Source organism: Streptomyces sp. NPDC006510 (assembly GCF_040611955.1).
In the GTDB taxonomy this organism is placed as follows: Bacteria; Actinomycetota; Actinomycetes; order Streptomycetales; family Streptomycetaceae; genus Streptomyces.
Map to the genome: position 1 here is coordinate 16,472 of NZ_JBEXPH010000064.1, position 26,667 is coordinate 43,138.

22 protein-coding genes and 2 tRNA genes are annotated in these 26,667 nt (G+C 69.1%); 21 read left to right on the forward strand and 3 right to left on the reverse strand.

Annotated elements, in window-relative coordinates:
- The first annotated feature begins 6 nt into the window (after positions 1-6).
- A complete protein-coding gene (locus tag ABZY11_RS20430) occupies positions 7-513 on the forward strand; it encodes an HD domain-containing protein (RefSeq protein WP_356480481.1) in 507 nt (168 codons plus the stop codon).
- 15 nt (positions 514-528) lie between these two features.
- Here the strand turns inward: ABZY11_RS20430 and ABZY11_RS20435 are convergent, their stop codons facing one another.
- Entirely contained in the window at positions 529-1,683 is a 1,155-nt protein-coding gene (locus ABZY11_RS20435; protein WP_356480482.1) for an acyltransferase family protein, read from the reverse strand.
- A gap of 500 nt (positions 1,684-2,183) precedes the next feature.
- Here ABZY11_RS20435 and ABZY11_RS20440 point away from each other — a divergent pair, with 500 nt between their 5' ends.
- Positions 2,184-2,378, forward strand: coding sequence for a hypothetical protein (locus tag ABZY11_RS20440; protein WP_266419258.1), 195 nt, complete (start codon positions 2,184-2,186; stop codon positions 2,376-2,378).
- A gap of 119 nt (positions 2,379-2,497) precedes the next feature.
- Here the strand turns inward: ABZY11_RS20440 and ABZY11_RS20445 are convergent.
- A tRNA-Gly gene (locus ABZY11_RS20445) sits at positions 2,498-2,571 on the reverse strand.
- 165 nt (positions 2,572-2,736) lie between these two features.
- Between ABZY11_RS20445 and ABZY11_RS20450 the strand changes: the two genes are divergently transcribed.
- The 5 genes from ABZY11_RS20450 (at position 2,737) to clpX (ending at position 7,534) form a co-directional block, all read left to right on the forward strand.
- Positions 2,737-2,813, forward strand: a tRNA-Pro gene (locus ABZY11_RS20450).
- A 211-nt stretch (positions 2,814-3,024) separates the two neighbouring features.
- Positions 3,025-4,443 carry a trigger factor gene (gene tig, locus ABZY11_RS20455; protein WP_356480483.1) on the forward strand — a complete coding sequence of 473 codons (1,419 nt, stop codon included), beginning with the start codon at positions 3,025-3,027 and terminating at the stop codon, positions 4,441-4,443.
- Between the two features lie 266 nt (positions 4,444-4,709).
- Complete coding sequence (locus ABZY11_RS20460; RefSeq protein WP_356480498.1) at positions 4,710-5,318, forward strand: ATP-dependent Clp protease proteolytic subunit; 609 nt, start codon at positions 4,710-4,712, stop codon at positions 5,316-5,318.
- A gap of 79 nt (positions 5,319-5,397) precedes the next feature.
- Positions 5,398-6,078 (forward strand): ATP-dependent Clp protease proteolytic subunit, encoded by a 681-nt coding sequence (locus ABZY11_RS20465; RefSeq protein ID WP_093898221.1) that lies wholly within the window; start codon positions 5,398-5,400, stop codon positions 6,076-6,078.
- Between the two features lie 157 nt (positions 6,079-6,235).
- Positions 6,236-7,534, forward strand: coding sequence for an ATP-dependent Clp protease ATP-binding subunit ClpX (gene clpX / locus ABZY11_RS20470; RefSeq protein ID WP_189541480.1), 1,299 nt, complete (start codon positions 6,236-6,238; stop codon positions 7,532-7,534).
- A gap of 74 nt (positions 7,535-7,608) precedes the next feature.
- Here clpX and ABZY11_RS20475 read toward each other — a convergent pair whose 3' ends face one another.
- Positions 7,609-8,655 (reverse strand): hypothetical protein, encoded by a 1,047-nt coding sequence (locus ABZY11_RS20475; protein WP_356480484.1) that lies wholly within the window; start codon positions 8,653-8,655, stop codon positions 7,609-7,611.
- 140 nt (positions 8,656-8,795) lie between these two features.
- Between ABZY11_RS20475 and ABZY11_RS20480 the strand changes: the two genes are divergently transcribed.
- The 14 genes from ABZY11_RS20480 to ABZY11_RS20545 form a co-directional block, all read left to right on the forward strand.
- Positions 8,796-11,417 carry a valine--tRNA ligase gene (locus ABZY11_RS20480; protein WP_356480485.1) on the forward strand — a complete coding sequence of 874 codons (2,622 nt, stop codon included), beginning with the start codon at positions 8,796-8,798 and terminating at the stop codon, positions 11,415-11,417.
- Positions 11,418-11,544: 127 nt separating this feature from the next.
- On the forward strand, positions 11,545-13,068 hold the full coding sequence (locus ABZY11_RS20485; RefSeq protein ID WP_356480486.1) for a folylpolyglutamate synthase/dihydrofolate synthase family protein: 1,524 nt from the start codon (positions 11,545-11,547) through the stop codon (positions 13,066-13,068).
- 4 nt (positions 13,069-13,072) lie between these two features.
- Positions 13,073-13,432, forward strand: coding sequence for a DUF4233 domain-containing protein (locus tag ABZY11_RS20490; protein WP_356480487.1), 360 nt, complete (start codon positions 13,073-13,075; stop codon positions 13,430-13,432).
- 96 nt (positions 13,433-13,528) lie between these two features.
- Complete coding sequence (gene ndk / locus ABZY11_RS20495; RefSeq protein ID WP_356480488.1) at positions 13,529-13,942, forward strand: nucleoside-diphosphate kinase; 414 nt, start codon at positions 13,529-13,531, stop codon at positions 13,940-13,942.
- A gap of 290 nt (positions 13,943-14,232) precedes the next feature.
- Positions 14,233-15,252: a rod shape-determining protein gene (locus tag ABZY11_RS20500; protein WP_037698738.1), complete on the forward strand. Its 1,020-nt coding sequence runs from the start codon at positions 14,233-14,235 to the stop codon at positions 15,250-15,252.
- 100 nt (positions 15,253-15,352) lie between these two features.
- On the forward strand, positions 15,353-16,381 hold the full coding sequence (gene mreC / locus ABZY11_RS20505) for a rod shape-determining protein MreC (RefSeq protein ID WP_356480489.1): 1,029 nt from the start codon (positions 15,353-15,355) through the stop codon (positions 16,379-16,381).
- Between the two features lie 11 nt (positions 16,382-16,392).
- Complete coding sequence (mreD, locus tag ABZY11_RS20510) at positions 16,393-17,055, forward strand: rod shape-determining protein MreD (RefSeq protein WP_356480490.1); 663 nt, start codon at positions 16,393-16,395, stop codon at positions 17,053-17,055.
- A gap of 61 nt (positions 17,056-17,116) precedes the next feature.
- Complete coding sequence (gene mrdA, locus ABZY11_RS20515; protein WP_356480491.1) at positions 17,117-19,282, forward strand: penicillin-binding protein 2; 2,166 nt, start codon at positions 17,117-17,119, stop codon at positions 19,280-19,282.
- A complete protein-coding gene (rodA, locus tag ABZY11_RS20520) occupies positions 19,282-20,472 on the forward strand; it encodes a rod shape-determining protein RodA (protein WP_356480492.1) in 1,191 nt (396 codons plus the stop codon). Before mrdA ends, rodA begins: the two co-directional genes overlap by 1 nt.
- A gap of 51 nt (positions 20,473-20,523) precedes the next feature.
- Positions 20,524-22,044, forward strand: coding sequence for a CYTH and CHAD domain-containing protein (locus ABZY11_RS20525; RefSeq protein ID WP_356480493.1), 1,521 nt, complete (start codon positions 20,524-20,526; stop codon positions 22,042-22,044).
- A gap of 50 nt (positions 22,045-22,094) precedes the next feature.
- Positions 22,095-24,020 (forward strand): TIGR03960 family B12-binding radical SAM protein, encoded by a 1,926-nt coding sequence (locus ABZY11_RS20530; RefSeq protein WP_356480494.1) that lies wholly within the window; start codon positions 22,095-22,097, stop codon positions 24,018-24,020.
- 90 nt (positions 24,021-24,110) lie between these two features.
- The gene (locus ABZY11_RS20535; RefSeq protein ID WP_356480495.1) at positions 24,111-25,304 is read left to right on the forward strand and encodes a hypothetical protein; all 1,194 of its coding nucleotides are present in this window, start codon (positions 24,111-24,113) and stop codon (positions 25,302-25,304) included.
- A 122-nt stretch (positions 25,305-25,426) separates the two neighbouring features.
- The gene (locus ABZY11_RS20540) at positions 25,427-26,209 is read left to right on the forward strand and encodes a TIGR03936 family radical SAM-associated protein (protein WP_356480496.1); all 783 of its coding nucleotides are present in this window, start codon (positions 25,427-25,429) and stop codon (positions 26,207-26,209) included.
- Between the two features lie 231 nt (positions 26,210-26,440).
- The coding region (locus ABZY11_RS20545; protein ID WP_356480497.1) for a hypothetical protein at positions 26,441-26,667 on the forward strand (227 nt) is incomplete at its 3' end.

The window sequence follows — 26,667 nt, forward strand, 5'->3', positions numbered from 1 at the left end:
CGGGCCATGACCGAGCCGCACGCACACCTGACCCTGGCCGAAGTCGAGGCGATCGCCCGCGAGGCCCACGCCGAGCAGCGGGACAAGGCGGGACGCCCGTACACCGAACATCTCGCCGCCGTCGCCGAGGGTGTACGGGTCCGGGGCGGCAGCGAGGAACAGATCGCCGCGGCCTGGCTGCACGACGCGGTCGAGGACGATGCGCTGTCGGCCCGGTGGCTGGCCGACGCCGCGCTGCCGCAGCAGGTGAAGGACATGGTCCTCGCCGTCACCAAACGTGACGGCGAGGACCTCCGTTCGTACACCCGGCGCATCCTGGACACTCCGGGCGCCCTGCTGATCAAGGAGTCCGACCTGGCCCACAACGCGGACCCGGCCCGCCTCGCCGTGCTGGAACCGGCGACCCGTACCCGGCTGACCGAGAAGTATGCGCTGGTACGAGGGCTGCTGGGGCTCACTCCGGGCGAATCGCCCACCGAGCAATCGGATCAAGCCAACACGGCGAAGGACTGATCCGAACGAGAGGCTCTACAGCCCGGCCGAGTCCCGCCGGAACGCCCAGTTCATGTCCGGCTCCGTCACCGGGCGCAGCGCCCGCCGTACCGGCGGCGTGCACATCAGCGTCACCGCGGCGGCCGCGACCAGCGATACGAGGACCAGGCCGACGGGCGCCGAGAGCCAGTCGTAGATGTCGAACACCCCGGCGTATCCGGCTCCCTTGATCAGGAAGCCGTGCAGCAGATAGCCGCAGATCGTCCCGGCGCCGAGCACCGTGAACCACATGCGGCGGCCCGGCACCCAGGACAGGAACCCGATCGTGAGCAGCAGCGCGCAGCCGAACATCAGCAGGGTCATCACGGCACCGGACCACCACGGGGCGCCCATCTCCTGTGCGCTGTTGCTGCGGTAGAACCAGCCCAGCTGCATCCGCGGCGCCGCCCAGTACGCGAACAGCACGGCCCCGGCGAACAGCGGCAGCGCGAGCATCCGCACCTCGCGCCGGCGCACCAGTCGGAAGTGCTCGGGCTTCAGCCGGAGCCCCAGCACGAAGAACGGCAGGAACTGCAGAACACGCTGGAGATCGAGATCGTCGCCGATCGTCGGGGAGAAGGAGGCGAGCACGGCGATGACGAGTGCGACCGGCAGCGGATGGCGCAGCGTCTGCCACAGCGGCGTGGTGATCCGCCAGATGAACAGCGCGATCAGGAACCAGGTGAGGTACCAGGGGTCGAGCAGGCTGATCGACCGGTCGGCCGAGTCGTCCGCGTACCCCCTGAACAGGGAGTACGCCGTCTCGAACAGCACATAGGGCACGGCGACACCAGTGACCAGGCGCTTCACCTTGGCGGCGGACATGTCGAAGGAGCGGGAGAAGTAGCCGGAGATGATGATGAACGCCGGCATGTGGAAGGTGTACGCCACCATGTACAGCGCTCGGGCGGTCCGGCTGCCGTCCATCACCGGTTCCCACGAGTGCGCCACCGCGACGAGCACGATGGCCAGATATTTGACGTTGTCGAAGTAGGCGTCGCGCCGCTTCGCCGGTGCGGCCGTCGGAGGCTTGTTCGCCACTGGTGCGGGAGGTGCCGCTGTGGCGGTCGTCGTCCCTCGGTGTCTGGGCTCCGACTCCCGGGTCGCCGATGGGAGCGGGGCCCTCTGAAATACGTTCGGAGCGTGGAACATCTCACGCACCTTAGACGCCCCGATTGCAATTCGTAAAACCGCTCGGGGATATCGCGTGTTCCCGTCCAATCGAAAGTGAAACCACCGACAACCGCCCGCTATGCACCGATTAATCCACCTTAAATGGGGCATATCGGAAGGCTGTTGGGGGTGTGAATTTCATCGCATCCGAACCTTGGAATTGCGTGTGAATGAAGTGTGTGGATATGGAAACCGTCACATTCGCAAGCCATTTCGAATGTTTGATTCATGGCTCGCGCACAGGATTGCGGGACACGGGCGGAGCCTCGGCGGGGCATGGGCAGAGCCCTGTGCGACCCCTCGTGCGGCCATGCGCCCCCGGGCGCACGCGGGGCGCAAGGATGGCGCGATCCCGTCACTTCGATCCGTCACCTGGCAGCGACCACAGGGGAGTTGGTGGCACGATGGACGGGACGGAGGAGTGCTCGGCCGCACATCTCCGGGCCGGCAAGGCGGACCGACCAAGGGTGTGATCAGTCGTGGCCATTTCACTGTCTGTGGTGCTGATGTTGGCGATCATCCTGGTGGTCCTGATCCGGGGCGGCTCGATCAAAGCCGGGCCGGCGATCGTCGCGGTGCTCTTCGGCTTCTTCCTGGCATCGACCGGCATGGCGCCGTCGATCAACAGGTTCATGAACTCGATAGCGGAGACCATCAACCAGATCTCCTTCTGACCCGTGCCGGTCCGCCGCCCGCGCTCCGGCACGGGCGACGGGCCGGCGACGCGCGCAGAACACATACGGAACGCGAAAGGCCCGGTCCGGCGAGGAATTCGCCGGACCGGGCCCAAGCATGGAGCGGGCGACGGGAATCGAACCCGCGTAGCTAGTTTGGAAGACTAGGGCTCTACCATTGAGCTACGCCCGCAAAGCCGCACCGCAGGTCCGGGGACCGGCGGCACGTGAAGCATCGTAGCGGGTCGTGGGCGCTGCCCGCACACCCGATTGCGGCCACCTGGTGTCGCGTTCGGTGCCGCCCGCGCAAAGCGGCCGACGCACTGCCTGACTGCATGTACCCTACGTGTCGCACCGACGGGGTGTGGCGCAGCTTGGTAGCGCGTCCGCTTTGGGAGCGGAAGGTCGTCGGTTCGAATCCGGCCACCCCGACCAACGGCAAGATCCAGGGACCATCGCAAGCAGGACGAGGGACCACCCGCAAGATCGCAGACCACGGGCAGGATCGCATTGTGGGAGTCCGACTCCTTGCCGTTACTATGCAAAATGCGTGCCCGTGTGTCTGATGTACCGGGCTCGGTCCGCGAAGCCGCCTCCCGTGCGGCGGAGCAGAACCCCAAGAAGTCAGCCACAAGGAGACCGAACCGTGAAGAGCGCCGTGGAGACCCTGAACCCGACCCGGGTTCGGCTCACTGTCGAGGTGCCCTTCGAGGAGCTCAAGGACAGCCTCGACGCGGCGTACAAGAAGATCAACCAGCAGGTCACGGTGAAGGGCTTCCGCAAGGGCAAGATCCCTGCCCGGGTCATCGACCAGCGCTTCGGCCGCGGTGCGGTGCTGGAGGAGGCCGTCAACGACGCCCTCCCGAAGTTCTACACCGAGGCCGTCAACGAGGGTGAGCTCAACGTCCTCGGTCAGCCCGAGGTCGACATCACCGAGCTGAAGGACGGCGAGCTGCTGGCCTTCACCGCCGAGGTTGACGTACGCCCCGAGATCGAGATTCCGGACTACTCCGGCATCGAGGTCACCGTCGACGCCCTTGAGGTCACCGACGAGGACGTCGAGAAGGCCGTGGAGCAGCTCCGCGAGCGCTTCGCCTCCACCAACCCGGTCGAGCGCGCCGCCGCCGAGGGCGACGTCGTGACGATCGACCTGCAGGCCAAGGTCGACGGCGAGGTCCTGGAGGACGGCGTGGCCGAGGGTGTCTCGTACACCATCGGTTCCGGCGAGCTCCTCGACGGCATCGACGCCGCCGTCACCGGCCTGGAGGCGGGTGGCGAGGCCACCTTCACCTCCGAGCTGAAGGGCGGCTCCGCCGAGGGCAAGGAGGCCGAGGTCACCGTCAAGGTCGCCACGGTCGCCGCCCGTGAGCTCCCCGAGCTGGACGACGAGTTCGCCCAGATGGCGAGCGAGTTCGACACCCTCGACGAGCTGAAGGCGGACAGCCGCAAGCGCCTCGAGAACACCAAGCAGTACGACCAGGCCACCCAGGCCCAGGAGCGTGTCCTGGACGAGCTGCTCAAGCTCGCCGAGGTCCCGATCCCGGAGAAGCTGCTCGCGGACGAGATCCAGACCCGCAAGCACAACCTGGAGCACCACCAGCTCGGTCAGATGGGTCTGACCCTCGACAAGTACCTGGAGATCCAGGGCAAGACGGTCGAGGAGTTCGACGCCGAGACCTCCGAGCAGGCGATCAAGGGCATCAAGACCCAGTTCATCCTGGACGAGATCGTCAACAAGGAGAAGCTGAACGTCAACCAGGAGGAGCTCACCGAGCACCTCATGCGGCGCGCTGCTTCCTCCGGCATGAGCCCCGACCAGTTCGCCCAGGCCGTCGTCGAGGGCGGCCAGGTGCCGATGCTCGTCGGCGAGGTCGCCCGCGGCAAGGCGCTGGCCGTGGTCGTCGAGGCCGCCAAGGTCGTCGACACCAACGGTGAGGTCGTCGAGCTGGAAGACGATGAAGAGGTAGCGGAAGAGGCCATCGAGGCCGTCGAGGCCGCCGAGGGCACCACCGAGGCCGTCGCCGACGCCGCCGCCGAGGCCGCCGAGGAGAAGAACGAGGCCTGAGCCTCGCGCTGAACCCGAACGACGGGCTCCGGACGCTTGCTGCGTCCGGAGCCCGTCGCCGTATGGCGTACGGTGCCCCACAACCCTTGTGCGGACTGCGGAGCTTGCGCTCCGAGCGAACAGTTGCGGAAGCGGGATGGCGTTGTCCCACCTGCGCGTTAGGGTCCATGAGTAGGAAGGGCAGGGGAGTCCCCGCCCACCCGGTACGAAGACGCTGAGACGGCCGGAGCCGTCAGAGACGAGCAGGTGGATACGTGACGAATCTGATGCCTTACGCCGCCGGTGAGCCGTCCTCCCTCGGTGGAGGCCTCGGTGACCAGGTCTACAGCCGGCTGCTCGGCGAGCGCATCATCTTCCTCGGTCAGCAGGTCGACGATGAGATCGCCAACAAGATCACCGCGCAGCTGCTTCTTCTCGCCGCGGAGCCCGAGAAGGACATCTACCTCTACATCAACAGCCCCGGCGGCTCGGTGACGGCCGGCATGGCGGTCTACGACACCATGCAGTACATCCCGAACGACGTCGTCACCATCGGTATGGGCATGGCGGCCTCGATGGGCCAGTTCCTGCTCACCGGCGGCACCGCGGGCAAGCGCTTCGCGCTCCCGAACACCGACATCCTCATGCACCAGGGTTCGGCCGGCATCGGCGGTACGGCCTCGGACATCAAGATCCAGGCCCAGTACCTGCTGCGCACCAAGCAGCGGATGGCGGAGATCACCGCCCGTCACTCCGGCCAGACCGTCGAGACGATCATCCGTGACGGCGACCGCGACCGCTGGTACACCGCGGAGGAGGCCAAGGAGTACGGCCTCATCGACGAGATCATCACGATCGCATCGGGCGTTCCGGGCGGCGGCGGCACCGGCGCCTGATCCGGTACCACCGGATCCGGCTCCATCGCCCCGCGCACCTCTCGTACGCCGAGACACCCAGCCACAGAACGCCACCAGGATGGTGAACACCCACATGAACAACTTCCCCGGCGCCTCCGCGAGCGGCCTCTACACCGGCCCGCAGGTGGACAACCGCTACATCGTGCCGCGCTTCGTGGAGCGCACCTCGCAGGGCGTGCGTGAGTACGACCCGTACGCGAAGCTCTTCGAGGAGCGCGTGATCTTCCTCGGCGTGCAGATCGACGACGCCTCCGCCAACGACGTCATGGCGCAGCTGCTGTGCCTGGAGTCGATGGACCCGGACCGGGACATCTCGATCTACATCAACAGCCCCGGCGGCTCGTTCACCGCGCTCACCGCGATCTACGACACGATGCAGTTCGTGAAGCCGGACATCCAGACGGTCTGCATGGGCCAGGCGGCCTCCGCCGCGGCCGTGCTGCTCGCCGCGGGCACGCCCGGCAAGCGGATGGCGCTGCCCAACGCCCGTGTGCTGATCCACCAGCCGTCCTCGCAGACCGGCCGTGAGCAGCTCTCCGACCTGGAGATCGCGGCCAACGAGATCCTGCGAATGCGCACCCAGCTGGAGGAGATGCTGGCCAAGCACTCCACCACGCCGATCGACAAGATCCGCGACGACATCGAGCGCGACAAGATCCTGACCGCCGAGGACGCCCTCGCCTACGGTCTTGTCGACCAGATCGTGTCGACCCGCAAGCAGGCGGCCACGGCCGTCTGACGTCGGCCTTCACCCCTTGGCACGCCATGTTCGCCCGGTCTTGGCCGTGTGAACCGTGCCAAGGGGGGCCCGAACAGGGGGCAAGGCAAGGTACCGTCGGATAGAGGCACCAGGAGCCGCTGAACCAAGCTGCTCCCAGGCGAAGGGGAAGCACCTCGTGGCACGCATCGGTGATGGCGGCGACCTGCTCAAGTGCTCGTTCTGCGGAAAGAGCCAGAAGCAGGTGAAGAAGCTCATCGCGGGACCCGGTGTGTACATCTGCGACGAGTGCATCGATCTCTGCAACGAGATCATCGAGGAGGAGCTCGCCGAGACCTCCGAGGTGCGGTGGGAGGAACTCCCCAAGCCGCGCGAGATCTACGAGTTCCTCGAGGGGTACGTCGTCGGGCAGGAGCCCGCGAAGAAGGCCCTCTCGGTCGCTGTGTACAACCACTACAAGCGGGTCCAGGCGGGTGAGAACGGCGGCGCGCAGGGCCGGGACGACGCCATCGAGCTGGCCAAGTCCAACATCCTGCTGCTGGGCCCCACGGGCTCCGGCAAGACACTGCTCGCGCAGACGCTGGCCCGCATGCTCAACGTCCCGTTCGCCATCGCCGACGCGACGGCGCTGACGGAGGCCGGCTATGTCGGCGAGGACGTCGAGAACATTCTGCTGAAGCTGATCCAGGCCGCGGACTACGACGTCAAGAAGGCCGAGACCGGGATCATCTACATCGACGAGATCGACAAGGTCGCCCGCAAGAGCGAGAACCCGTCGATCACCCGTGATGTCTCCGGCGAGGGCGTCCAGCAGGCCCTGCTGAAGATCCTGGAGGGCACCACCGCCTCCGTACCGCCGCAGGGCGGCCGGAAGCACCCGCACCAGGAGTTCATCCAGATCGACACGACGAACGTGCTGTTCATCGTGGGCGGCGCCTTCTCCGGTCTGGAGCGGATCATCGAGTCCCGGGCGGGTGCCAAGGGCATCGGCTTCGGCGCGACGATCCGTTCGAAGCGGGAGATCGAGGCGAGCGACCAGTTCCAGGAGGTCATGCCGGAGGACCTGGTGAAGTTCGGGATGATCCCGGAGTTCATCGGCCGGCTGCCCGTCCTCACCTCGGTCCACAACCTGGACCGCGAGGCGCTGCTGCAGATCCTCGTCGAGCCGCGCAACGCGCTGGTGAAGCAGTACCAGCGGCTCTTCGAACTCGACGGCGTCGAGCTGGACTTCGACCGCCCGGCCCTGGAGGCCATCGCCGACCAGGCGATCCTGCGCGGCACCGGCGCGCGTGGCCTGCGGGCCATCATGGAGGAGGTCCTCCAGTCCGTGATGTACGAGGTGCCGTCCCGCAAGGACGTGGCCCGCGTCGTCATCACGGCCGACGTCGTCCGCGACAACGTCAACCCGACCCTGGTCCCGCGCGAACCGCGGACGATCGGCAAGGGTGACGGCGGGCGGCACGAGAAGTCCGCGTAGCGGCAGACGGACAGAGACGGAAGGGGCGCCCGGCCAGGTGAACTGGCGGGCGCCCCTTCCGTGTTGCGGTGCGATCAGATCTTGGTGCGGGACGTGTTGTAGAGCTTGGCGGTGAGGGCGGCCACGTCGTCCTGGGACATGCCCTTGCCGGCCATGGAGAGGGCCACATCAACTCCGTTGACGACGCCGACGGTGCTGTAATCCGCCCAGACGCAGACGGGAATCAGGAACTCCTTCGGGCCCTTCTCCGCCGTGCCGTCGCCTTCCTTGTTGATCACCTTCAGGTCCTGGCACTTCATCAGCGCACCCTTGAACCCGGGTGGTGTGACGGCCTTGGCGCTGCCGACGAGCTGGACATCCATGCCCTTCTCGCCCTTCTCCAAGTCCGCCTCGGCGTTGGTGAAGGAGCTGTCGATGACCTTCGCCGGGTCGGTGACATCTCCCCAGATCCCCGTAAGCGTCACGGCCTTGCCGGTGAGTGGGTTGTCTTCGGAACCTGACGAGTACTGGGCCCTCACCTTCTGGGGGTCATTGATCCCCATGGCTTCGGCTTCCTTCTTGTCGTCGCCCGTCACCGGCGTCGATGTCGACGGCATGCCGGCTTCCTTCTTGTAGCCGTCCAGCGTCGCGGCCGGCGTCAGCTTGTACCCCTTGGTGGAGTCCGCCACGTCGCTGTTGCTGGCACCCCCCGACGTCAGGAAGTACACCCCGCCCCCGATGACCGCCAGCGCCACGACGACGCCGCCGATGATCAGGCCGGTCTTCTTCTTCGGCTCGGCCGGGGGCATCGGCATCGTGCCGTAGGCCTGCTGGCCGCCGTACGGGGGAGTGGGCGGCTGCTGGCCGTAGGGGCCGGGCTGCTGGGCCTGGGGGTAGCCGTAGCCGGGCTGGGGCTGCTGCTGCGGGGCACCCTGGGGAGCCTGCTGGGGGTAGCCGTACCCGGGCTGGCCCTGCGGGGGCTGACCGCCGTACGGGCCCGGCTGCTGGCCGTACGGGCCGGGCTGGCCCTGCGGCTGCTGGCCGTACGGGCCGGGCTGGCCCTGGGGCGGCTGGCCGCCGTACGGGCCCGGCTGGCCCTGGGGCGGCTCGCCGCCGTACGGGCCCGGCTGGTTGTAGCTCATCTGCGGTGTCCCCTGTTCGTCATGCTTATGCGTTCCGAACATCCTGACGGAAGGGCCGCCCGCATGGAGCACTGGGCGTCACACCGTTACTCAACAAACCGGTTTCAGTGCATGACTGTGACGGCCCTAAACTGTCCCCCGTGACCGAGAACACTCAGCAGACGCCAGCCAGCAACCCCGAACTGCCGACCCAGTACGCACCGGCCGAGGTAGAGGGGAAGCTGTATGAGCGCTGGGTAGAACGGGGTTACTTCGAAGCCGACGAGAACAGCGAGAAGCCGCCGTACTCCATCGTCATCCCGCCGCCGAACGTCACGGGCAGCCTGCACCTCGGGCACGCCTTCGAGCACACGCTGATCGACGCCCTCGTCCGCCGCAAGCGCATGCAGGGCTTCGAGGCGCTCTACCAGCCCGGCATGGACCACGCCGGCATCGCCACCCAGAACGTCGTCGAGCGCGAGCTCGGCAAGGAGGGCAAGTCCCGCCAGGACCTGGGCCGTGAGGGCTTCGTCGAGCGCGTCTGGAAGTGGAAGAACGAGTCCGGCGGCCAGATCTCCGGCCAGATGCGCCGGCTCGGCGAGGGCGTCGCCTGGTCCCGTGAGCGCTTCACGATGGACGAGGGCCTGTCCACAGCCGTCCAGACCATCTTCAAGCGGATGTACGACGAGGAGCTCATCTATCGCCGCGAGCGCATCGTCAACTGGTGCCCGCGCTGTCTGACCGCGATCTCGGACATCGAGGTCGAGTACCAGGACGACGACGGCGAGCTCGTCTCCATGACGTACGGGGACGGGGACGACACCATCGTTGTCGCCACGACCCGCGCCGAGACGATGCTCGGTGACACCGCCGTCGCCGTCCACCCCGACGACGAGCGCTACAAGCACCTCGTCGGCAAGCAGATCAAGCTGCCGCTGACCAACCGCACGATCCCCGTCGTCGCCGACCACCACGTCGACCCGGAGTTCGGCACCGGCGCCGTGAAGGTCACGCCCGCGCACGACCCGAACGACTTCGAGATCGGTACGCGCCACGACCTGCCGTTCCTCACGGTCATGGACGAGCGCGCGGTCATCACCGTCCCCGGTCCGTTCGAGGGCCTGGACCGGCTGGAGGCCCGCTCCGCCATCGTCGGCGCGCTGCGCGCCGAGGGCCGGATCGTCGCCGAGAAGCGTCCGTACATCCACTCCGTCGGCCACTGCTCGCGCTGCAAGACCACCGTCGAGCCGCGGCTGTCCATGCAGTGGTGGGTCAAGGTCGCCCCGCTCGCCAAGGCGGCCGGTGACGCCGTCCGCGACGGCAAGGTCAAGATCCACCCGCAGGAGATGGAGAAGCGGTACTTCGACTGGGTCGACAACCTCCACGACTGGTGCATCTCCCGTCAGCTGTGGTGGGGGCACCGCATCCCCGTCTGGCACGGACCCGACGGCGAGATGGTCTGCGTCGGACCGGACGACGAGGCCCCCACCGGCGAGGGCTGGACGCAGGACAGCGACGTCCTGGACACCTGGTTCTCCTCCGGCCTGTGGCCGTTCTCCACGCTCGGCTGGCCCGAACAGACCGACAGCCTCGCGAAGTTCTACCCGAACTCGGTCCTGGTCACCGGCTACGACATCCTCTTCTTCTGGGTCGCCCGGATGATGATGTTCGGCCTGTACGTCAACGACGGCGTCCCGCCGTTCGAGACCGTCGTCCTGCACGGGATGGTCCGCGACGAGCACGGCAAGAAGATGTCGAAGTCCTTCGGCAATGTCGTCAACCCGCTGGACTGGATGGACAAGTACGGCTCCGACGCGCTGCGCTTCACCCTGGCGCGCGGTGCCAACCCCGGCGTCGACGTCCCGATCGGCGAGGAGTGGGTCCAGGGCTCCGCCAAGTTCGCCAACAAGATCTGGAACGCCACCCGCTTCGCGCTGATGAACGGCGCGACGATCGAGGGTGAACTGCCGTCCGCCGACGAGATGTCGGTGACCGACCGCTGGATCCTGTCCCGGCTGGGCAAGACGGTCGCCGAAGTCGACGCGTACTACGACGACTTCCAGTTCTCCAAGCTCAGCGAGGCGCTGCGGCACTTCGCCTGGGACGAGGTCTTCGACTGGTACGTCGAGCTGTCCAAGACCACGTTCTTCGCGGGCGGCCGGCCGGCCGAGGTCTCGGGCCGGGTCCTCGGCGAGGTCCTCGATGTGATGCTGCGACTGCTGCACCCGGTCGTCCCGTTCGTCACCGAGACGCTCTGGACGGCGCTCACCGGCCGGGAGTCCGTCGTCATCGCCGACTGGCCGAAGGACTCCGGCTTCCGCGACGACGCGGCCGAGCAGGAGATCGCGCTCGTCCAGCAGGTCGTCACCGAGGTCCGCCGGTTCCGCTCCGACCAGGGCCTCCAGCCCGGCCAGAAGGTCCCGGCCGAGCTCACCCTGACCGGCACGCCGCTCGCCCCGCACGAGGCGGCCATCCGCCAGCTGCTGCGGCTCCAGCCCGCCGAGGAGGGCTTCCACGCCACCGCGACGCTGCCCGTCGCGGGGGCCACGGTCGCCCTCGACCTCTCCGGCACCATCGACGTCGAGGCCGAGCGCAAGCGCCTGACGAAGGACCTGGGCGCCGCCGAGAAGGAGAAGGCCCAGGCGGCCGGCAAGCTCTCCAACGAGGCGTTCCTCGGCAAGGCCCCGGACAACGTGGTCGACAAGATCCGCGGCCGGCTCGCCAAGGCCGAGGCCGACATCGAGCGGATCTCCGGTCAGCTGGCGAACCTGCCGCAGAGCTGATCACCCGAGCACGGAGCCCTCGTACCCCTGACCGACCAGGGGCACGGGGGCTCCGTCTTTCCTCCGGCATCCGGGCCCGTCCCCGGGCGCTGCGCGCGATGTCCGTGCCCATCCGTAGACTGGCCCCGTGAGTGAGCCCCGCCCTTCCGACCGGCACGACGACTCCGATTCCGACGAGACCTTCGCGGAGATCGTCGACGAAGAGACCCAGCGCGATCCCGACCTGGCGGTGATCGAGGCCGGGAGCCGCACCTTGCGCACCCGCTCCGGACCGCCGCAGGGCGACGAGGTCCCCGCCCGCCCCGCCGACCCCGAGGTGGACAAGGCGCTGCGCGCCGTGGAGCAGGAGCTCGCCGGACGCTGGGGCGAGACCAAGCTGGAGCCCTCCGTCACGCGCATCGCCGCGCTGATGGACGTGCTCGGCGAGCCGCAGCGCGCGTACCCCTCGATCCACATCACCGGGACCAACGGCAAGACGAGCACGGCCCGCATGATCGAGGCGCTGCTCGGCGCCTTCGACCTGCGTACCGGCCGCTACACCTCGCCGCACGTCCAGTCGATCACCGAGCGGATCAGCCTGGACGGCGCCCCGATCGACCCCGAGCGGTTCATCGAGGCGTACCAGGACATCAAGCCGTACGTGGAGATGGTCGACGCCCAGCAGCCGTACCGGCTCTCCTTCTTCGAGGTGCTGACGGGCATGGCCTACGCGGCCTTCGCCGACGCGCCGGTCGACGTCGCGGTCATCGAGGTCGGCATGGGCGGCAGCTGGGACGCGACGAACGTCATCGACGCCTCGGTCGCCGTCGTCACCCCGATCTCGCTGGACCACACCGACCGGCTCGGCACCACGCCCGCCGAGATCGCCGGTGAGAAGGCCGGGATCATCAAGCAGGGCGCCACGGTCATCCTGGCCCAGCAGCCGGTGGACGCCGCGCAGGTCATGCTGAAGAAGGCCGTCGAGGTCGACGCCACGGTCGCCCGCGAGGGCATGGAGTTCGGCGTCGTCGGCCGCGAGATCGCCGTCGGCGGCCAGCTGCTGACGCTGCGCGGCCTCGGCGGCGAGTACGAGGAGATCTTCCTCCCGCTGTACGGCGCCCACCAGGCGCACAACGCCGCGGTGGCGCTCTCCGCGGTGGAGGCGTTCTTCGGGATCGGCGCCGAGCGGCCCGGCTCGCTCGACATCGACACGGTCCGCCGGGCCTTCGCCTCGGTGATCTCCCCGGGCCGCCTCGAAGTCGTCCGCAGCAGCCCCACCGTCGTCCTGGACGCGGCGCACAACCCGGCGGGCGCCCGCGCCACCGCCGACGGGCTCTCCGAGGCGTTCGGCTTCTCCCGGCTGATCGGTGTCGTCGGCACCAGCGGCGACAAGGACGTCAAGGGACTCCTCGAAGCGTTCGAGCCGATCTTCGCCGAGGTCGTCGTCACGCAGAACTCCAGCGGCCGCGCGATGGACGTCGACGAACTGGCCGCCGTCGCGGTCGAGGTCTTCGGCGAGGACCGCGTCCAGGTGGAGCCGCGCCTGGACGACGCCCTGGAGGCGGCGATCACCCTCGCCGAGGAAGAGGACGAGTACGCGGGCGCCGGTGTTCTGGTGACCGGTTCCGTGATCACGGTCGGCGAGGCCCGGCTGCTTCTGGGAAGGCGCTGACCGCATGCGTACGCTCTGTGCATCCACACTGATCGGCGAGTTCTTCGTGATCGGCTTCGCCGGACTCGTCGCGATGAAGTCCGACGACCTGACCGGTGCCACGGTCTGGACGGTCTGCGGCATCGGCATGCTGCTGTCCGTGCTGCTCTGCGGGTTGATCACCCGTCCGGGCGGCATACAGCTCGGCTGGGCGCTCCAGGTCGCCCTGGTGCTGAGCGGCTTCGTCGTCCCGATGATGTTCATCCTCGGCGTGGTCTTCGCCGGCCTGTGGTGGGCCTCGGTGCACTACGGCCGCAAGATCGACGAGGCGAAGGCCCGCTGGGCGGCGGCGCAGGAAGCGGCCGAGGCGCCGGCCGGTGGCTGATCCGGCACCGGGTGGCCAAACCCGGCCGCCGGCCCGTCCCCGTACCCCTGTAGCCTCGGTTCACCGCACCCGCATGCCTGCAAGGAGCCGCACACCATGACCCAGCGCACCCTCGTTCTCCTCAAGCCCGACGCTGTCCGGCGCGGACTGGTCGGTGAGATCGTCGGGCGGATCGAGCGCAAGGCCGGCTGGCGGATCACCGCGCTGGAGCTGCGCACCCTCGACCGTGCCACGCTGGAGCAGCACTACGCCGAGCACGTCGGCCGCCCGTTCTACGAGCCGCTCGTCGAGTTCATGCAGTCCGGCCCGATCGTGGCGCTGGTCGCCGAGGGCGAGCGGGTCATCGAGGGCATCCGTACGCTGGCCGGCCCCACCGACCCGATCGCCGCCGCGCCCGGTTCCATCCGCGGCGACTTCGGCACGATCACCCGGGAGAACCTCATCCACGCCTCGGACTCCGAGGAGTCCGCGGAGCGGGAACTGAAGCTCTTCTTCCACGGACTCGTCTGACCGCCGATCAGCCGAACAGCGCTCATGACCTGGGGCGACCGAATTAATTCGGTCGCCCTTCGGCATAGGGTCCGGGATCGCGGGAACGCATCCCCCCGACGTAACGTCACCATGAGTGGAACGGCCACCCGTTCCGCCCACAATGGCGAAGGACCCTCGCGCGGTGTCCGTCAATACGGCACTACGATGGAATCTTCCACGCCCGCAGCGCTCATCTCGCCGTCCAGAACAAGCCACATCGCTTTCTCGGAAGGCCCGACGCATCCTCAATGGGGAACAAGGGGAACTCAATGTCGTTCATCGGCCGTGACATGGCTATCGACCTCGGGACTGCCAACACGCTGGTGTACGTCAGGGGGCGCGGCATCGTTCTGAACGAGCCGTCCGTCGTGGCCATCAACACCAACACCGGCGGCATCCTGGCGGTCGGCTCCGAGGCGAAGAAGATGATCGGGCGTACACCGGGCAACATCGTTGCCGTACGGCCCCTGAAGGACGGCGTGATCGCCGACTTCGAGATCACCGAGCGGATGCTCCGCTACTTCATCCTGAAGATCCACAAGCGCCGCTACCTGGCCCGCCCGCGGGTCGTCGTCTGTGTGCCCTCCGGCATCACCGGGGTCGAGCGACGCGCCGTCATCGAGGCGTCCACGCAGGCCGGTGCGCGTCAGGTGCACATCATCGAGGAGCCCATGGCGGCGGCCATCGGCTCCGGGCTGCCGGTCCACGAGGCCACCGGCAACATGGTCGTCGACATCGGTGGCGGCACCACCGAGGTCGCGGTCATCTCGCTCGGCGGAATCGTCACTGCCCAGTCGATCCGGGTCGCCGGTGACGAGCTGGACAACGCGATCATCCAGCACATCAAGAAGGAGTACTCGCTCCTCCTCGGCGAGCGCACCGCCGAACAGATCAAGATCACGATCGGTTCGGCGTACGACATGGACAAGGACGAGCACACCGAGATCCGCGGCCGCGACCTCGTCTCCGGACTGCCCAAGACCGTGGTCGTCTCGGCCGCCGAGGTCCGCAAGGCCATCGAGGAACCGGTCAACGCGATCGTCGACGCGGTGAAGACCACGCTCGACAAGTGCCCGCCGGAGCTCTCCGGCGACGTCATGGACCGCGGCATCGTCCTCACCGGCGGCGGCGCGCTGCTGCGCGGACTGGACGAGCGGCTGCGCCGCGAGACCGGCATGCCGATCCACATCGCGGAGGACCCGCTGGACTCGGTGGCCCTCGGATCCGGCAAGTGCGTCGAGGAGTTCGAGGCACTCCAGCAGGTGCTGGACGCCCAGCCCCGCAGGTGAACAACACATCGGTCCGCCGTACGGAACCCTGCCGCTCCGTACGGCCGATCGTTGATATACAGGCACGAACATTCCGACGAGGAAGGCACGGCCGCCGCACGTGAGGGACACACGAGAGAGCCGGCTGCTCCTGGTGCTGCTGATCGCCATCGCATTCGCATTGATCACGGTGGACATCCGCGGCGGCGAGGAGTCGCCGGTGGACGGCGCCCGGCGGGCCGCCGCAGCGGCCTTCGGGCCGGTGGAGAACGGCGTCGCGGCCGCCGTCGACCCGGTGGGCAACGCCATAGGGGCGGTACGCGACTCCGGTGCACGGCACAACCGGATCGCCGAGCTGGAACAGCAGAACGCCGCGCTCAAGACGAAGCTCGGCAGCGACGACCGCAACCGCAGCAGGGTCCGTGAACTCGACCGGATGCTGAAGAAGTCGGCCGCCGGACAGTACGGCATCAAGGGCGCCGAGGTCATCGCCATAGGAGCGGCCCAGGGCTTCTCCTGGACGGTCACCATCGACGCCGGTTCCAACGACGGAATCAAGCGCGACATGACCGTCATCAACGGCGACGGTCTGGTCGGCCGGGTCACCACCGTCGGCCCGGACACCTCCACGGTGCTCCTCGCCAGCGACCCCGACTTCACCGTCGGCACCCGGATGGAGAAGACCGACGAACTCGGCTTCGCCACCGGCCAGGGCTCCCGGCCGCTGTCCGTCCAGTTCCTCAACGGCAAGGCCAAGGTGAAGAAGGGCGACCGGCTCGTCACCTTCGGCTCCAGCAAGGACAAGCCCTTCGTGCCCGGCGTCCCGGTCGGCGAGGTCGTCCGGGTCGACCCGTCCGGCGGCGGCCTGACCCGAACCGTCTACGTCCGCCCGTACGTCGGCTTCACCAAGCTCGACATCGTCGGCGTCGTGGTCCAGGCCCCGCGCGAGGACCCCCGTGACATGGTCCTGCCGAAGCAGCCCGCCAAGCCCGCCAAGCCGAAGCCCACCCCCACCGTCACTGTCACGATCTCGCCCAACGGCGACATCGTCGACACCGAAGGAAACGTGGTCGGGAACATCCACGAGAGCCCGGACCCGAGCGGAAGCCCGAGCCCGAACGCCGGCACCGCGGTCAACGAGCAGAGGTAGAGCTGATTCCCATGCGTCTGAACCGGATTCTGCTCTCCGTCGTCCTGGTCGTCCTCGCCCTCGTCATCCAGGTCTCCGTGCTCGCCCGCCTCCAGCTCCCCGGCGCCGTGCCCGACCTGCTGCTCCTTGTCGTGCTCGGCCTCGCCTTCGTGTACGGGCACGTCAGCGGTGCCCTCATCGGCTTCGGCGCGGGACTCCTCGCCGACCTGGCACCGCCCGCCGACCATGCCGCCGGACGCTACGCACTGGTCCTGTGCGTCATCGGCTACCTCGCGGGGCTGGCGAAGCCGGAGAACGGCCAGCTGAAGTCGGCGATGGTCCCGATGATCGGGGTCGTCGCCGCGGCGATCGGATCGACCCTGCTGTACGCGCTGGTCGGCGCGCTCGTCGGGGACACGGCGGCCCGTCATGTCGGCCTCGGCAGCCTGCTGTTCACCGCCGCCGTCTACGACCTGCTGCTGGCCCCCTTCGTCGTACCGCTGATCATGGCCGCCGCCAGACGCACGGTGAACGACCCGCTCGCGGACTCCTCCGGCGGCGGGGACGTGTCCGCGGGCTGGCTCACCTCCGGCACCGGACTGCGGATCGGCAGCCAGCGCGGCGGACTGCGCGTCAAGGCCGCCCGCAACCGCGCGGCCCGCGCCGGACGGATCAAGGGGGTCAAGCGACTGTGAGGCCGCACCGCAGGCAGGACACCTCGCGTACCTCCGGCCCGACCACCACCGGGGGCGCCCCGTGACCAACATCCCCGAGACCGGCCGGACCCAGCGGGTCCAGATCCGTCTCATCGTCATCCAGGTCCTCGTCTTCTCCCTGCTGCTCACCCTCGGCGGGCGCCTCTGGTACCTCCAGATCCGCAACGGCCAGGAGTACAGCGACGAGGCGAAGAACAACCACGTCCAGCAGGTCGTCCAGCCCGCCGTCCGCGGCTCCATCCTCGACGCGCGCGGCGTGCCCCTCGCCGACAACGAGACCCGGCTGGTCGTCTCCGCGAGCCGCACCGAGCTGATGAAGATGGCGGACGACGGCAAGAGCGTCCTGACCCGGCTCGCCGGGGTGCTCGACATGAAGCCCAAGGAAGTCCTCGACAAGGTCCGGCTCTGCGACTCGAAGACGCCGCAGCCCTGCTGGAACGGCTCGCCGTACCAGCCGATCCCGGTCACCGACGAGGCCACCACCCAGCAGGCCCTCCAGATCCGCGAACGCGCCGAGGACTTCCCCGGCATCACCGCCGAGCCCACCGCCGTACGCCGGTACGGAGCACCCGGCAAGGCCAACACCGCCCAGGTCCTCGGCTACCTCTCGCCGGTCACCGACGAGGAGATCACCAAGGCCCAGGACACCGACTCGCCGTACCTGCGCTCCGACCAGGTCGGCCGCTCCGGCCTGGAGCGCACCTACGACAAGGAGCTGCGCGGCAAGGCCGGGGTCACCCGCTACGAGGTCGACAACCTCGGCCGGGTCATCGGCGAGGCGAAGAACGACAAGGCGGAGCCCGGCTCCAGCGTCGTCACCTCCATCGACGCCCGGGTCCAGGCCGTCGCCGAGTACGAGCTCAACGAGGCCATGAAGACGGCCCGCCAGGCCTTCGACAAGAACACCGGGGAGAACTACAAGGCCGACTCCGGCGCCGTCGTCGTCATGGAGGCCAAGACCGGCCGCGTCGTCTCGATGGCCTCCCTGCCGAACTACGACCCCAACTCCTGGGTCGGCGGCATCTCCGCCAAGGACTACGCCAAGCTCACCGGCAAGAACTCCAACTTCCCGCTGCTGAACCGGGCCATCCAGGGCCAGGCCGCCCCCGGCTCGATCTTCAAGGTCATCTCCTCGACCGCCGCGGTCAACGCCGGCTACCCCTTCAACGGCAACTACCCCTGTCCCAGCTCGTACAACGTAGGCGGGCAGACCTTCAAGAACTTCGAGTCGCAGGGCTACGGCTCCATCACCATCGGCCGGGCCCTCGAAGTCTCCTGCGACACCGTGTACTACGGCATCGCGCACAAGGAGTGGCTGAAGGACGGCGGCATGAACCCCAAGAAGCAGCCCAAGGACTGGTTCTACAAGACCGCCCACCAGTTCGGCCTCGGCAAGGAGACCGGCATCGACCTCCCCAACGAGGTCAGCGGCCGGGTGCCCGACCGCAAGTGGAAGCAGGACTTCTACAAGGCGAACAAGGACGCCTGGTGCAAGCAGGGCAAGAAGGGCGGCTCGTACGTCGAGCAGATCGCGTACGAGAACTGCCTCGAAGGCGACAAGATGCGCGCCGGTGACTCCGTCAACTACTCGATCGGCCAGGGCGACACGCTCGTCACCCCGATCCAGATGGCCACCATCTACGCCGCGATCTCCAACGGCGGCACGCTCTACGACCCCACCGTCGGCAAGGCGATCGTCAGCGGCGACGGCAAGAGCGTCCAGGAGATCAAGCCCAGGTCGCACGGCAAACTGCCCTTCACGCGCAAGACCCGCGACGAGATAGACGGCGCCCTCGCGGGAGTCGCGACCCGTGGTTCGGCCGCCTGGCGATTCGGCGGCTGGCCGCAGGACAAGATCCCGATGCACGCCAAGACGGGTACGGCCGAGGTCTACGGCAAGCAGACGACCTCCTGGTTCGCCACGTACACCAAGGACTACTCGATCGTCATGACGATCTCCCAGGGCGGTACGGGCTCCGGTGCGTCCGGGCCCGCCGTGCGCAACATCTACGACGCCCTCTACGGACTCGACGACTCCGGCAAGCAGGACCTGAAGAAGGCGCTGCTGCCCACCCCGCAGAAGTCGCTGCCGAAGATCCAGCAGGACGGCTCGATCGACGCCCCGGAGATCAAGCCCTACAACCCGGACTCGCAGAAGACCCCGGAGGAACAGACCCTCGCCGCGATCCTCGGGAGGCGCGACTGATGGCCGGCTTCTCCGTCCAGCGGTACGCCCCCGAGCGCTCCGCCTGGGGCAAACTCACCGCCCGCGACTCCCTCGTACGCAAACTCGACTGGCCGCTGCTCGGGTCCGCGATCGCGCTCTCCTTCATCGGCTCGCTGCTGGTCTACTCGGCGACCCGGGGACGTGACTCGCTCACCCACGGCGACCCGTACTACTTCCTCTTCCGGCACGCCCTCAACACCGGCATCGGCTTCGCCCTGATGGTCGGCACGATCTGGCTCGGCCACCGCACCCTGCGCGGCGCCGTCCCGATCCTCTACGGCCTCTCGGTGCTCCTCGTGCTGGCGGTGCTCACCCCGCTCGGCGCCACCGTCAACGGCGCCCACGCCTGGATCATCATCGGCGGCGGCTTCTCGCTCCAGCCGTCCGAGTTCACCAAGATCACCATCATCCTGATCATGGCGATGCTGCTCGCCGAGCGCGTCGACGCGGGCGACCAGCTCCATCCCGACCACTGGACCGTCGCCAAGGCCCTCGGTCTGGCGGCCGTCCCGATGGCCGTCGTCATGGGAATGCCCGACCTCGGCTCCGTGATGGTCATGGTCGTCATCGTGCTCGGCGTGCTCCTCGCCTCCGGCGCGTCGAACCGCTGGATCGCCGGACTGCTCGGCGCGGGCGTGGCCGGCGCCATCGCGATCTGGCAGCTCGGTCTGCTCGACGAGTACCAGATCGCCCGCTTCGCCGCCTTCGCCAACCCGGCGCTCGACCCGGCGGGCGTCGGCTACAACACCAACCAGGCCCGCATCGCGATCGGCTCCGGCGGCCTCTCCGGGACCGGCCTCTTCCACGGCACCCAGACCACCGGCCAGTTCGTCCCCGAGCAGCAGACCGACTTCGTCTTCACCGTCGCGGGCGAGGAGCTCGGCTTCCTCGGTGCGGGCCTGATCCTCGTCCTGCTCGGCGTCGTCCTGTGGCGCGCCTGCCGGATCGCCCGCGAGACGACCGAGCTGTACGGCACGATCGTCGCCGCCGGAATCATCGCCTGGTTCGCCTTCCAGTCCTTCGAGAACATCGGGATGACGCTCGGCATCATGCCGGTCGCCGGACTTCCGCTGCCGTTCGTCTCGTACGGGGGATCCTCGATGTTCGCCGTCTGGGTGGCCGTCGGGCTGCTCCAGTCGATCAGGGTGCAACGGCCGATAAGCGCCTGAGCCGGTGCGGGAGCACTGCCCATTCGCGCACAACACGTCTAGATTCGGTTCATGGCGGACTCGAAGCGTGAGATCGAGCGGAAGTACGAAGCCACCGCGGAAACCCGGCTCCCGGACCTGAGCCGGGTGGCCGGGGTCTCGGCCGTCGCCCACCTGGGCGTCAGCGAGCTGGACGCCGTCTACTACGACACCGAGGACCTCCGGCTCGCGGCGGACTCGCTCACCCTGCGCCGCCGCACCGGCGGGAGCGACGCCGGCTGGCACCTGAAATTCCCGGTCGCCTCCGGCATCCGGGACGAGCTGCAAGAACCCCTCTCCGACACCCTGCCGCGCTCCTTCGCGGGGCTGCTGCGCTCCCGGGTCCGGGACCGCGGACTCGTTCCCGTCGTCCGACTGGTCTCCGCCCGCGACGTCCACCACCTCCTCGACGCCGAGGGCGCCCTGCTCGCCGAGGTCAGCGTCGACCGGGTGCGGGCCGAACGGCTGACGGACGGCGGCGGCACGGCCGCCTGGACCGAGATCGAGGCCGAACTCGCCGACGGCGGCGACCTCGCCTTCCTCGACGCCGTGGAGCGCCGGCTGCGCAAGGCCGGGGTCCGTCCGTCCGCGGCCCCGTCCAAGCTGGCCAGGGCGCTCGCCGAGACCGCGCCGAAGCGGAGGAAGGGCCCCACCGGCAAGGCCCGGCGGCCCACGGCGGGCGATCACGTCCTCGCGTACATCCGGCACCAGACCGAGGCGATCGTCGCCCTCGACCCCGCCGTGCGCCGCGACCTCCCCGACTCCGTGCATCAGATGCGGGTCGCCACCCGCAGGCTGCGCAGCGCACTGCGGACGTACCGGAAGATCCTCGACCGCTCGGTCAGCGACCCGGTCGGCGACGAGCTGAAATGGCTGGCCGCCGAGCTCGGCATCGACCGCGACCAGGAGGTGCTCGACGCCCGGCTGCGCGCCCGCCTCGCCGAACTGCCCCGCACCCTGATTCTCGGGCCGGTCCGCGGGCGGCTGCGGATCTGGTCGGTGGCCCGGCGCAACGGCTCCCGCCGCCACACCGTCGCGGTGCTCGACGGGAAGCGGTATCTGGCCCTCCTGGAGAGCCTCGACGCCCTGCTCGCCGGCCCGCCCCTGCTGCCCGCCGCGTCCAGCGCCCCCGGACGGGCGCTGCCCCGCGCCGTGCTGAAGGAGTACGGGCGCCTCGCGGCCCGGGTCGGCCATGCCCTGGACCTCCCGCCCGGTCACGACCGGGACCTGGCCATGCACGATGCCCGCAAGGCCGCCAAGCGCGCCCGGTACGCGGCGGAGGCGGCCCGGCCCGCGCTCGGCAAGCCCGCCAAGCGGTTCGCCAAACGGATGAAGGCCGTGCAGACCCTCCTCGGCGACCACCAGGACAGCGTGGTGGCCCGCGAGGCACTGCGCACCCTGGCCGTCCAGGCGCACGCGGCGGGGGAGTCGGCCTTCACCTGGGGACTGCTCCACGGGCACGAGGAGGCGGCCGCCGCCGCCCGGGAACGGGAGCTGCCCCAGGTGTGGGAGCAGGCATCGCGGGCGGATCTCCGGGCGGCGCTGGGAGGCTGAGCATCGGGGTACGCTTGATGGTCACCCTTGCCGGCTCTCGAAAGTTCGCGATGTCTGTCGATTCGGTCTTCCCACAGCTCGAAGCTCTGCTCCCGCATGTGCAGAAGCCCATCCAGTACGTCGGCGGTGAACTGAACTCCACCGTCAAGCCGTGGGACGAATGCGACGTCCGCTGGGCACTGATGTACCCGGACGCGTACGAGGTCGGGCTCCCCAACCAGGGCGTCATGATCCTCTACGAGGTACTCAACGAGCGCCAGGGCGTCCTCGCCGAGCGCACCTACAGCGTGTGGCCGGACCTCGAAGAGCTGATGCGCGAGCACCGGGTCCCGCAGTTCACCGTGGACAGCCACCGCCCGGTCAAGGCGTTCGACGTCTTCGGGCTGAGCTTCTCCACCGAGCTCGGCTACACCAACATGCTCGCCGCCCTGGATCTCGCGGGCATCCCGCTGGAGGCCAGGAACCGCACCCTCGACGACCCGATCGTGCTGGCGGGCGGCCACGCCGCGTTCAACCCCGAGCCGATCGCCGAGTTCATCGACTGCGCGGTCATCGGCGACGGCGAGCAGGCCGTCCTGGAGATCACCGAGATCATCCGCGCCTGGAAGGCCGAGGGACGGCCCGGCGGTCGCGAAGAGGTGCTGTTCCGCCTCGCGAAGACCGGTGGCGTCTATGTCCCGGGCTTCTATGACGTGGAGTACCTCCCGGACGGGCGCATCGGCCGCGTCGTGCCCAACAGGTCGGGCGTGCCGTGGCGGGTGTCCAAGCACACCGTGATGGACCTGGACGAGTGGCCGTACCCGAAGCAGCCCCTCGTGCCGCTCGCCGAGACGGTCCACGAGCGGATGTCCGTCGAGATCTTCCGCGGCTGCACCCGCGGCTGCCGTTTCTGCCAGGCCGGCATGATCACGCGCCCCGTGCGGGAGCGAAGCATCACCGGCATCGGCGAGATGGTCGAGAAGGGCCTCAAGGCGACCGGCTTCGAGGAGGTCGGCCTGCTCTCGCTCTCCTCCGCGGACCACACCGAGATCGGCGAGATCGCCAAGGGCCTCGCCGACCGGTACACCGAGGACAAGATCGGCCTCTCGCTGCCGTCCACCCGCGTCGACGCGTTCAACGTGGACCTGGCCAACGAGCTGACCCGCAACGGCCGCCGCTCCGGTCTCACCTTCGCCCCCGAGGGCGGCTCCGAGCGGATGCGCAAGGTCATCAACAAGATGGTCTCGGAAGAGGACCTCATCCGTACCGTCGCCACCGCGTACGGCAACGGCTGGCGCCAGGTGAAGCTGTACTTCATGTGCGGTCTGCCCACCGAGACCGACGAGGACGTCCTCCAGATCGGCGACATGGCGGTCAATGTGATCGCCAAGGGCCGCGAGGTCTCCGGGCAGAACGACATCCGCTGCACCGTCTCCATCGGCGGCTTCGTGCCCAAGCCGCACACCCCGTTCCAGTGGGCCCCGCAGCTGAGCGCCGAGGAGACCGACGCCCGGCTCACCAAGCTCCGCGACAAGATCCGCGGCGACAAGAAGTACGGCCGCTCCATCGGCTTCCGTTACCACGACGGCAAGCCCGGCATCGTCGAGGGCCTGCTCTCGCGCGGTGACCGGCGCGTCGGCTCCGTCATCCGCGCGGTCTACGAGTCCGGCGGCCGTTTCGACGGCTGGCGCGAGCACTTCAGCTACGACCGCTGGATGACCGCCGCCGAGAAGACGCTGCCCGAGTACGGCGTGGACGTCGACTGGTACACCACCCGCGAGCGGACCTACGAGGAGGTCCTGCCCTGGGACCACCTGGACTCCGGTCTCGACAAGGACTGGCTCTGGGAGGACTGGCAGGACTCGCTCGACGAGACCGAGGTCGAGGACTGCCGCTGGACCCCGTGCTTCGACTGCGGTGTCTGCCCGCAGATGGACACCAGCATCCAGATCGGCCCGACCGGCAAGAAGCTGCTGCCGCTGTCGGTCGTGAAGTAGCCGCCCGCGAGTCCGTTTTGCCAGGTGACGGCTCGATGACGAAGGCCCGGTCCGGGAAACTCCGGACCGGGCCTTCGCGTCCTGTACGGCATGGACCACGGCAAGCACCAGCCCCCGGCGCGGTACGACGGGGAGGGCTGTCCGACCACGCTGATCCGGATCCCGGTCCGGATCGTGGTGCTGGTCGTCGTGCTGCCCGTACGGATCATCCGGGACGCCCTGGTGGTGGCGGCCCGCGCCCTCGACCGGACCCTGCGTCCGCTGGGCCGCGCCCTGTCCTGGCTGTTCGGGACGCTGGTGGTGATCCCCGCCGACTGGCTGTACGAGTCGGTGCTCACCCCGCTCGGCCACGCGCTGCTCCGGCTGGCCGCGGCGATCTTCGTGTGGCCGTGGGTCGCGCTCTGGCGGTATGTGCTGGTGCCGGGGGTGCGGTACGGGCTGGTGGTGCCAGTGGTGTGGCTGTACGAGTCGGTGCTCACCCCGGCCGGGCACGGGCTGCGGTGGGTGTACCGGACGCTGCTCGCACCTGCCGGGCGCGGGATCCGTACGGCCGTCGGCCGGGTGCTCACCGCTCTCCTCGTCCGGCCGGTGACCGGCCTGTGGCGGTACGTCCTGGTGCCCCTCGCGCTCGGTGCCGCCTGGCTGGCCGAGCACCTGGTCGTACGGCCGCTGGGCTGGGCGTACCGGGAAGTGCTCACCCCGCTCGGCCACGGCATCACCTGGCTGATCGACCGGCTGGCGCGCGGGATCGCGGCCGTCGGCACCGGTCTGTGGACGGCGGTGGTGTGGTTGGTCTCGACCCTGCTGGTGGCACCGCTCCGCCGGCTGTACCGGCGGGTCCTGGCACCGGTCGGCCAGGAGATCGCCGCCGCCTTCGGTGTCGCCTGGCGCGTCGCGGGGTACATCTCGCAGGCCGTCGGCCGGGCCGTCGCCTGGCTGGCCCGGCATCTGGTCGGCGCGCCGGTGACCTGGGTCTACCGCACGGTCTGCACACCGGTGGGGCATTGCCTGCGCGACCAGATCTGGGCCCCGGCCAAAAGGGGAGCCGTCGAGGCGGGCCGCGCGGCCCGGTCGGCGCTGCGCTCGGCGCGCGAGACCGTGCGGCAGGCACGCCGTGACGCGTGGCGGTCCCTGGTCGGCGGACCGCGGGTGCCCGAGCCAAGGGAACCGAAGGGGCCCCTTGCGCGTAGGCTGGGTGCTACGCAACAACTGACGACTGTGCCCAGCGCGGCGCCCGAACCAGAGATCTCCTCGCCCGGAGAGAGAAACGCCGAGCGGGGGTGAGCCGGACCGGGCACCCCGGGCCACCCGCATTTCGAGGGCGGCGCCCCACCGCGTCCGCCCCGCACCGAGGAGAAGAACCACTGGGCAAGCGACAGCCCGAAGGCCCGCCGCCCGCACCGGCAGTGCAGCGCATCCGACTGCGCTACACCAAGCGCGGCCGCCTCCGGTTCACCAGTCACCGTGACTTCCAGCGTGCCTTCGAGCGGGCACTGCGCCGCTCCGAGGTGCCCATGGCGTACTCGGCCGGCTTCACCCCGCACCCCAAGGTGTCGTACGCCAACGCCGCCCCGACCGGCACGGGCAGTGAGGCCGAATTCCTGGAGATCGCCCTCACCGAGGCCCGCGATCCGGCCGTCCTGCGGGAGCTGCTCAACGACTCGCTGCCGGACGGACTCGACATCACCGACGCCGTGGAGGCCCGCACCTCGGGTCTCGCCGACCGGCTGACCGCCTCCGTCTGGGAGCTGCGTCTCGACGGTGTCGCCGTGGCGGACGCGGCCGAGGCGGTGGCCGCCTTCGACAAGGCGGAGACCGTCGAGGTCCAGCGCCGCGCGAAGAACGGCATGCGTACCTTCGACGCCCGCGCCGCCGTGGTCGACCTGCAGGCCCTTGATCCACAGGCTGATAGGCCCGAGGACAGGCCCTGTGCGATACTGCGGCTGGTTGTTCGGCACGTGACACCCGCCGTGCGACCTGACGACGTCCTGTCCGGTCTCCGCGTTGTGGCCGACCTGGCGCCGCCGGTCCCCGCAGCGGTGACCAGGCTGGCGCAGGGGCTCTTCGACGAGGAGTCCGGCACGGTGACCGACCCGCTCGCGCCCGACCGCGAGGCAGCCCCGGCCGCTCCACTCACGTCCACCGGGACCGCCGTCGCGACGGCGCCGGAAGGTGCAGGTTCCGCGTAAGGCGGTCGTTGCAGCGCAGCCTTCGACTCGGGAGCCTTCCGGTTCGGGCCGCGCGATGACCCATAAGACTTTCGCCAGGCCGTACGCACATCGCGTACGGAACCGGCGAGCCAGACATTGAGCTCCCGTGCGGCGCCCGCGCCCCGGACGGCGGAGCCGCGTACATCGCGCGGACCGTGCCGGACCGGAACCAGACGCGGCGCCCGGGAGCCTGACGGGAGAACCGCCCGCATGCCCCAGTCCAACGAACCCGGCACGACCGGGAACGCCGAAGAGAACAACGCACCCGGCGACAAGCTGCCCCCGCGCCGCAGGCGCCGCGCAGCGTCCCGCCCGGCCGGTCCGCCGGTGGCGGAGGCCCAGGGCGCAGCCGCTGAAGCGGCGGCGCCGGCCATACCGGCCGTCGACGCCGCAGTGTCCGACAGCAAGCCCGCCGACGCCGAGAGCGCCGCGTCGGC

Bases quoted from the DNA above. Each gene is read 5' to 3' on its own strand.
- ABZY11_RS20430 (WP_356480481.1), top strand. From the start codon at position 7: ATGACCGAGCCGCACGCACACCTGACCCTGGCCGAAGTCGAGGCGATC.
- ABZY11_RS20435 (WP_356480482.1), bottom strand. From the start codon at position 1,683: ATGTTCCACGCTCCGAACGTATTTCAGAGGGCCCCGCTCCCATCGGCG.
- ABZY11_RS20460 (WP_356480498.1), top strand. From the start codon at position 4,710: ATGCCTTACGCCGCCGGTGAGCCGTCCTCCCTCGGTGGAGGCCTCGGT.
- ABZY11_RS20465 (WP_093898221.1), top strand. From the start codon at position 5,398: ATGGTGAACACCCACATGAACAACTTCCCCGGCGCCTCCGCGAGCGGC.
- ABZY11_RS20475 (WP_356480484.1), bottom strand. From the start codon at position 8,655: ATGAGCTACAACCAGCCGGGCCCGTACGGCGGCGAGCCGCCCCAGGGC.
- ABZY11_RS20490 (WP_356480487.1), top strand. From the start codon at position 13,073: ATGCGTACGCTCTGTGCATCCACACTGATCGGCGAGTTCTTCGTGATC.
- ndk (WP_356480488.1), top strand. From the start codon at position 13,529: ATGACCCAGCGCACCCTCGTTCTCCTCAAGCCCGACGCTGTCCGGCGC.
- ABZY11_RS20500 (WP_037698738.1), top strand. From the start codon at position 14,233: ATGTCGTTCATCGGCCGTGACATGGCTATCGACCTCGGGACTGCCAAC.
- mreD (WP_356480490.1), top strand. From the start codon at position 16,393: ATGCGTCTGAACCGGATTCTGCTCTCCGTCGTCCTGGTCGTCCTCGCC.
- rodA (WP_356480492.1), top strand. From the start codon at position 19,282: ATGGCCGGCTTCTCCGTCCAGCGGTACGCCCCCGAGCGCTCCGCCTGG.
- ABZY11_RS20525 (WP_356480493.1), top strand. From the start codon at position 20,524: ATGGCGGACTCGAAGCGTGAGATCGAGCGGAAGTACGAAGCCACCGCG.
- ABZY11_RS20530 (WP_356480494.1), top strand. From the start codon at position 22,095: ATGTCTGTCGATTCGGTCTTCCCACAGCTCGAAGCTCTGCTCCCGCAT.
- ABZY11_RS20535 (WP_356480495.1), top strand. From the start codon at position 24,111: ATGGACCACGGCAAGCACCAGCCCCCGGCGCGGTACGACGGGGAGGGC.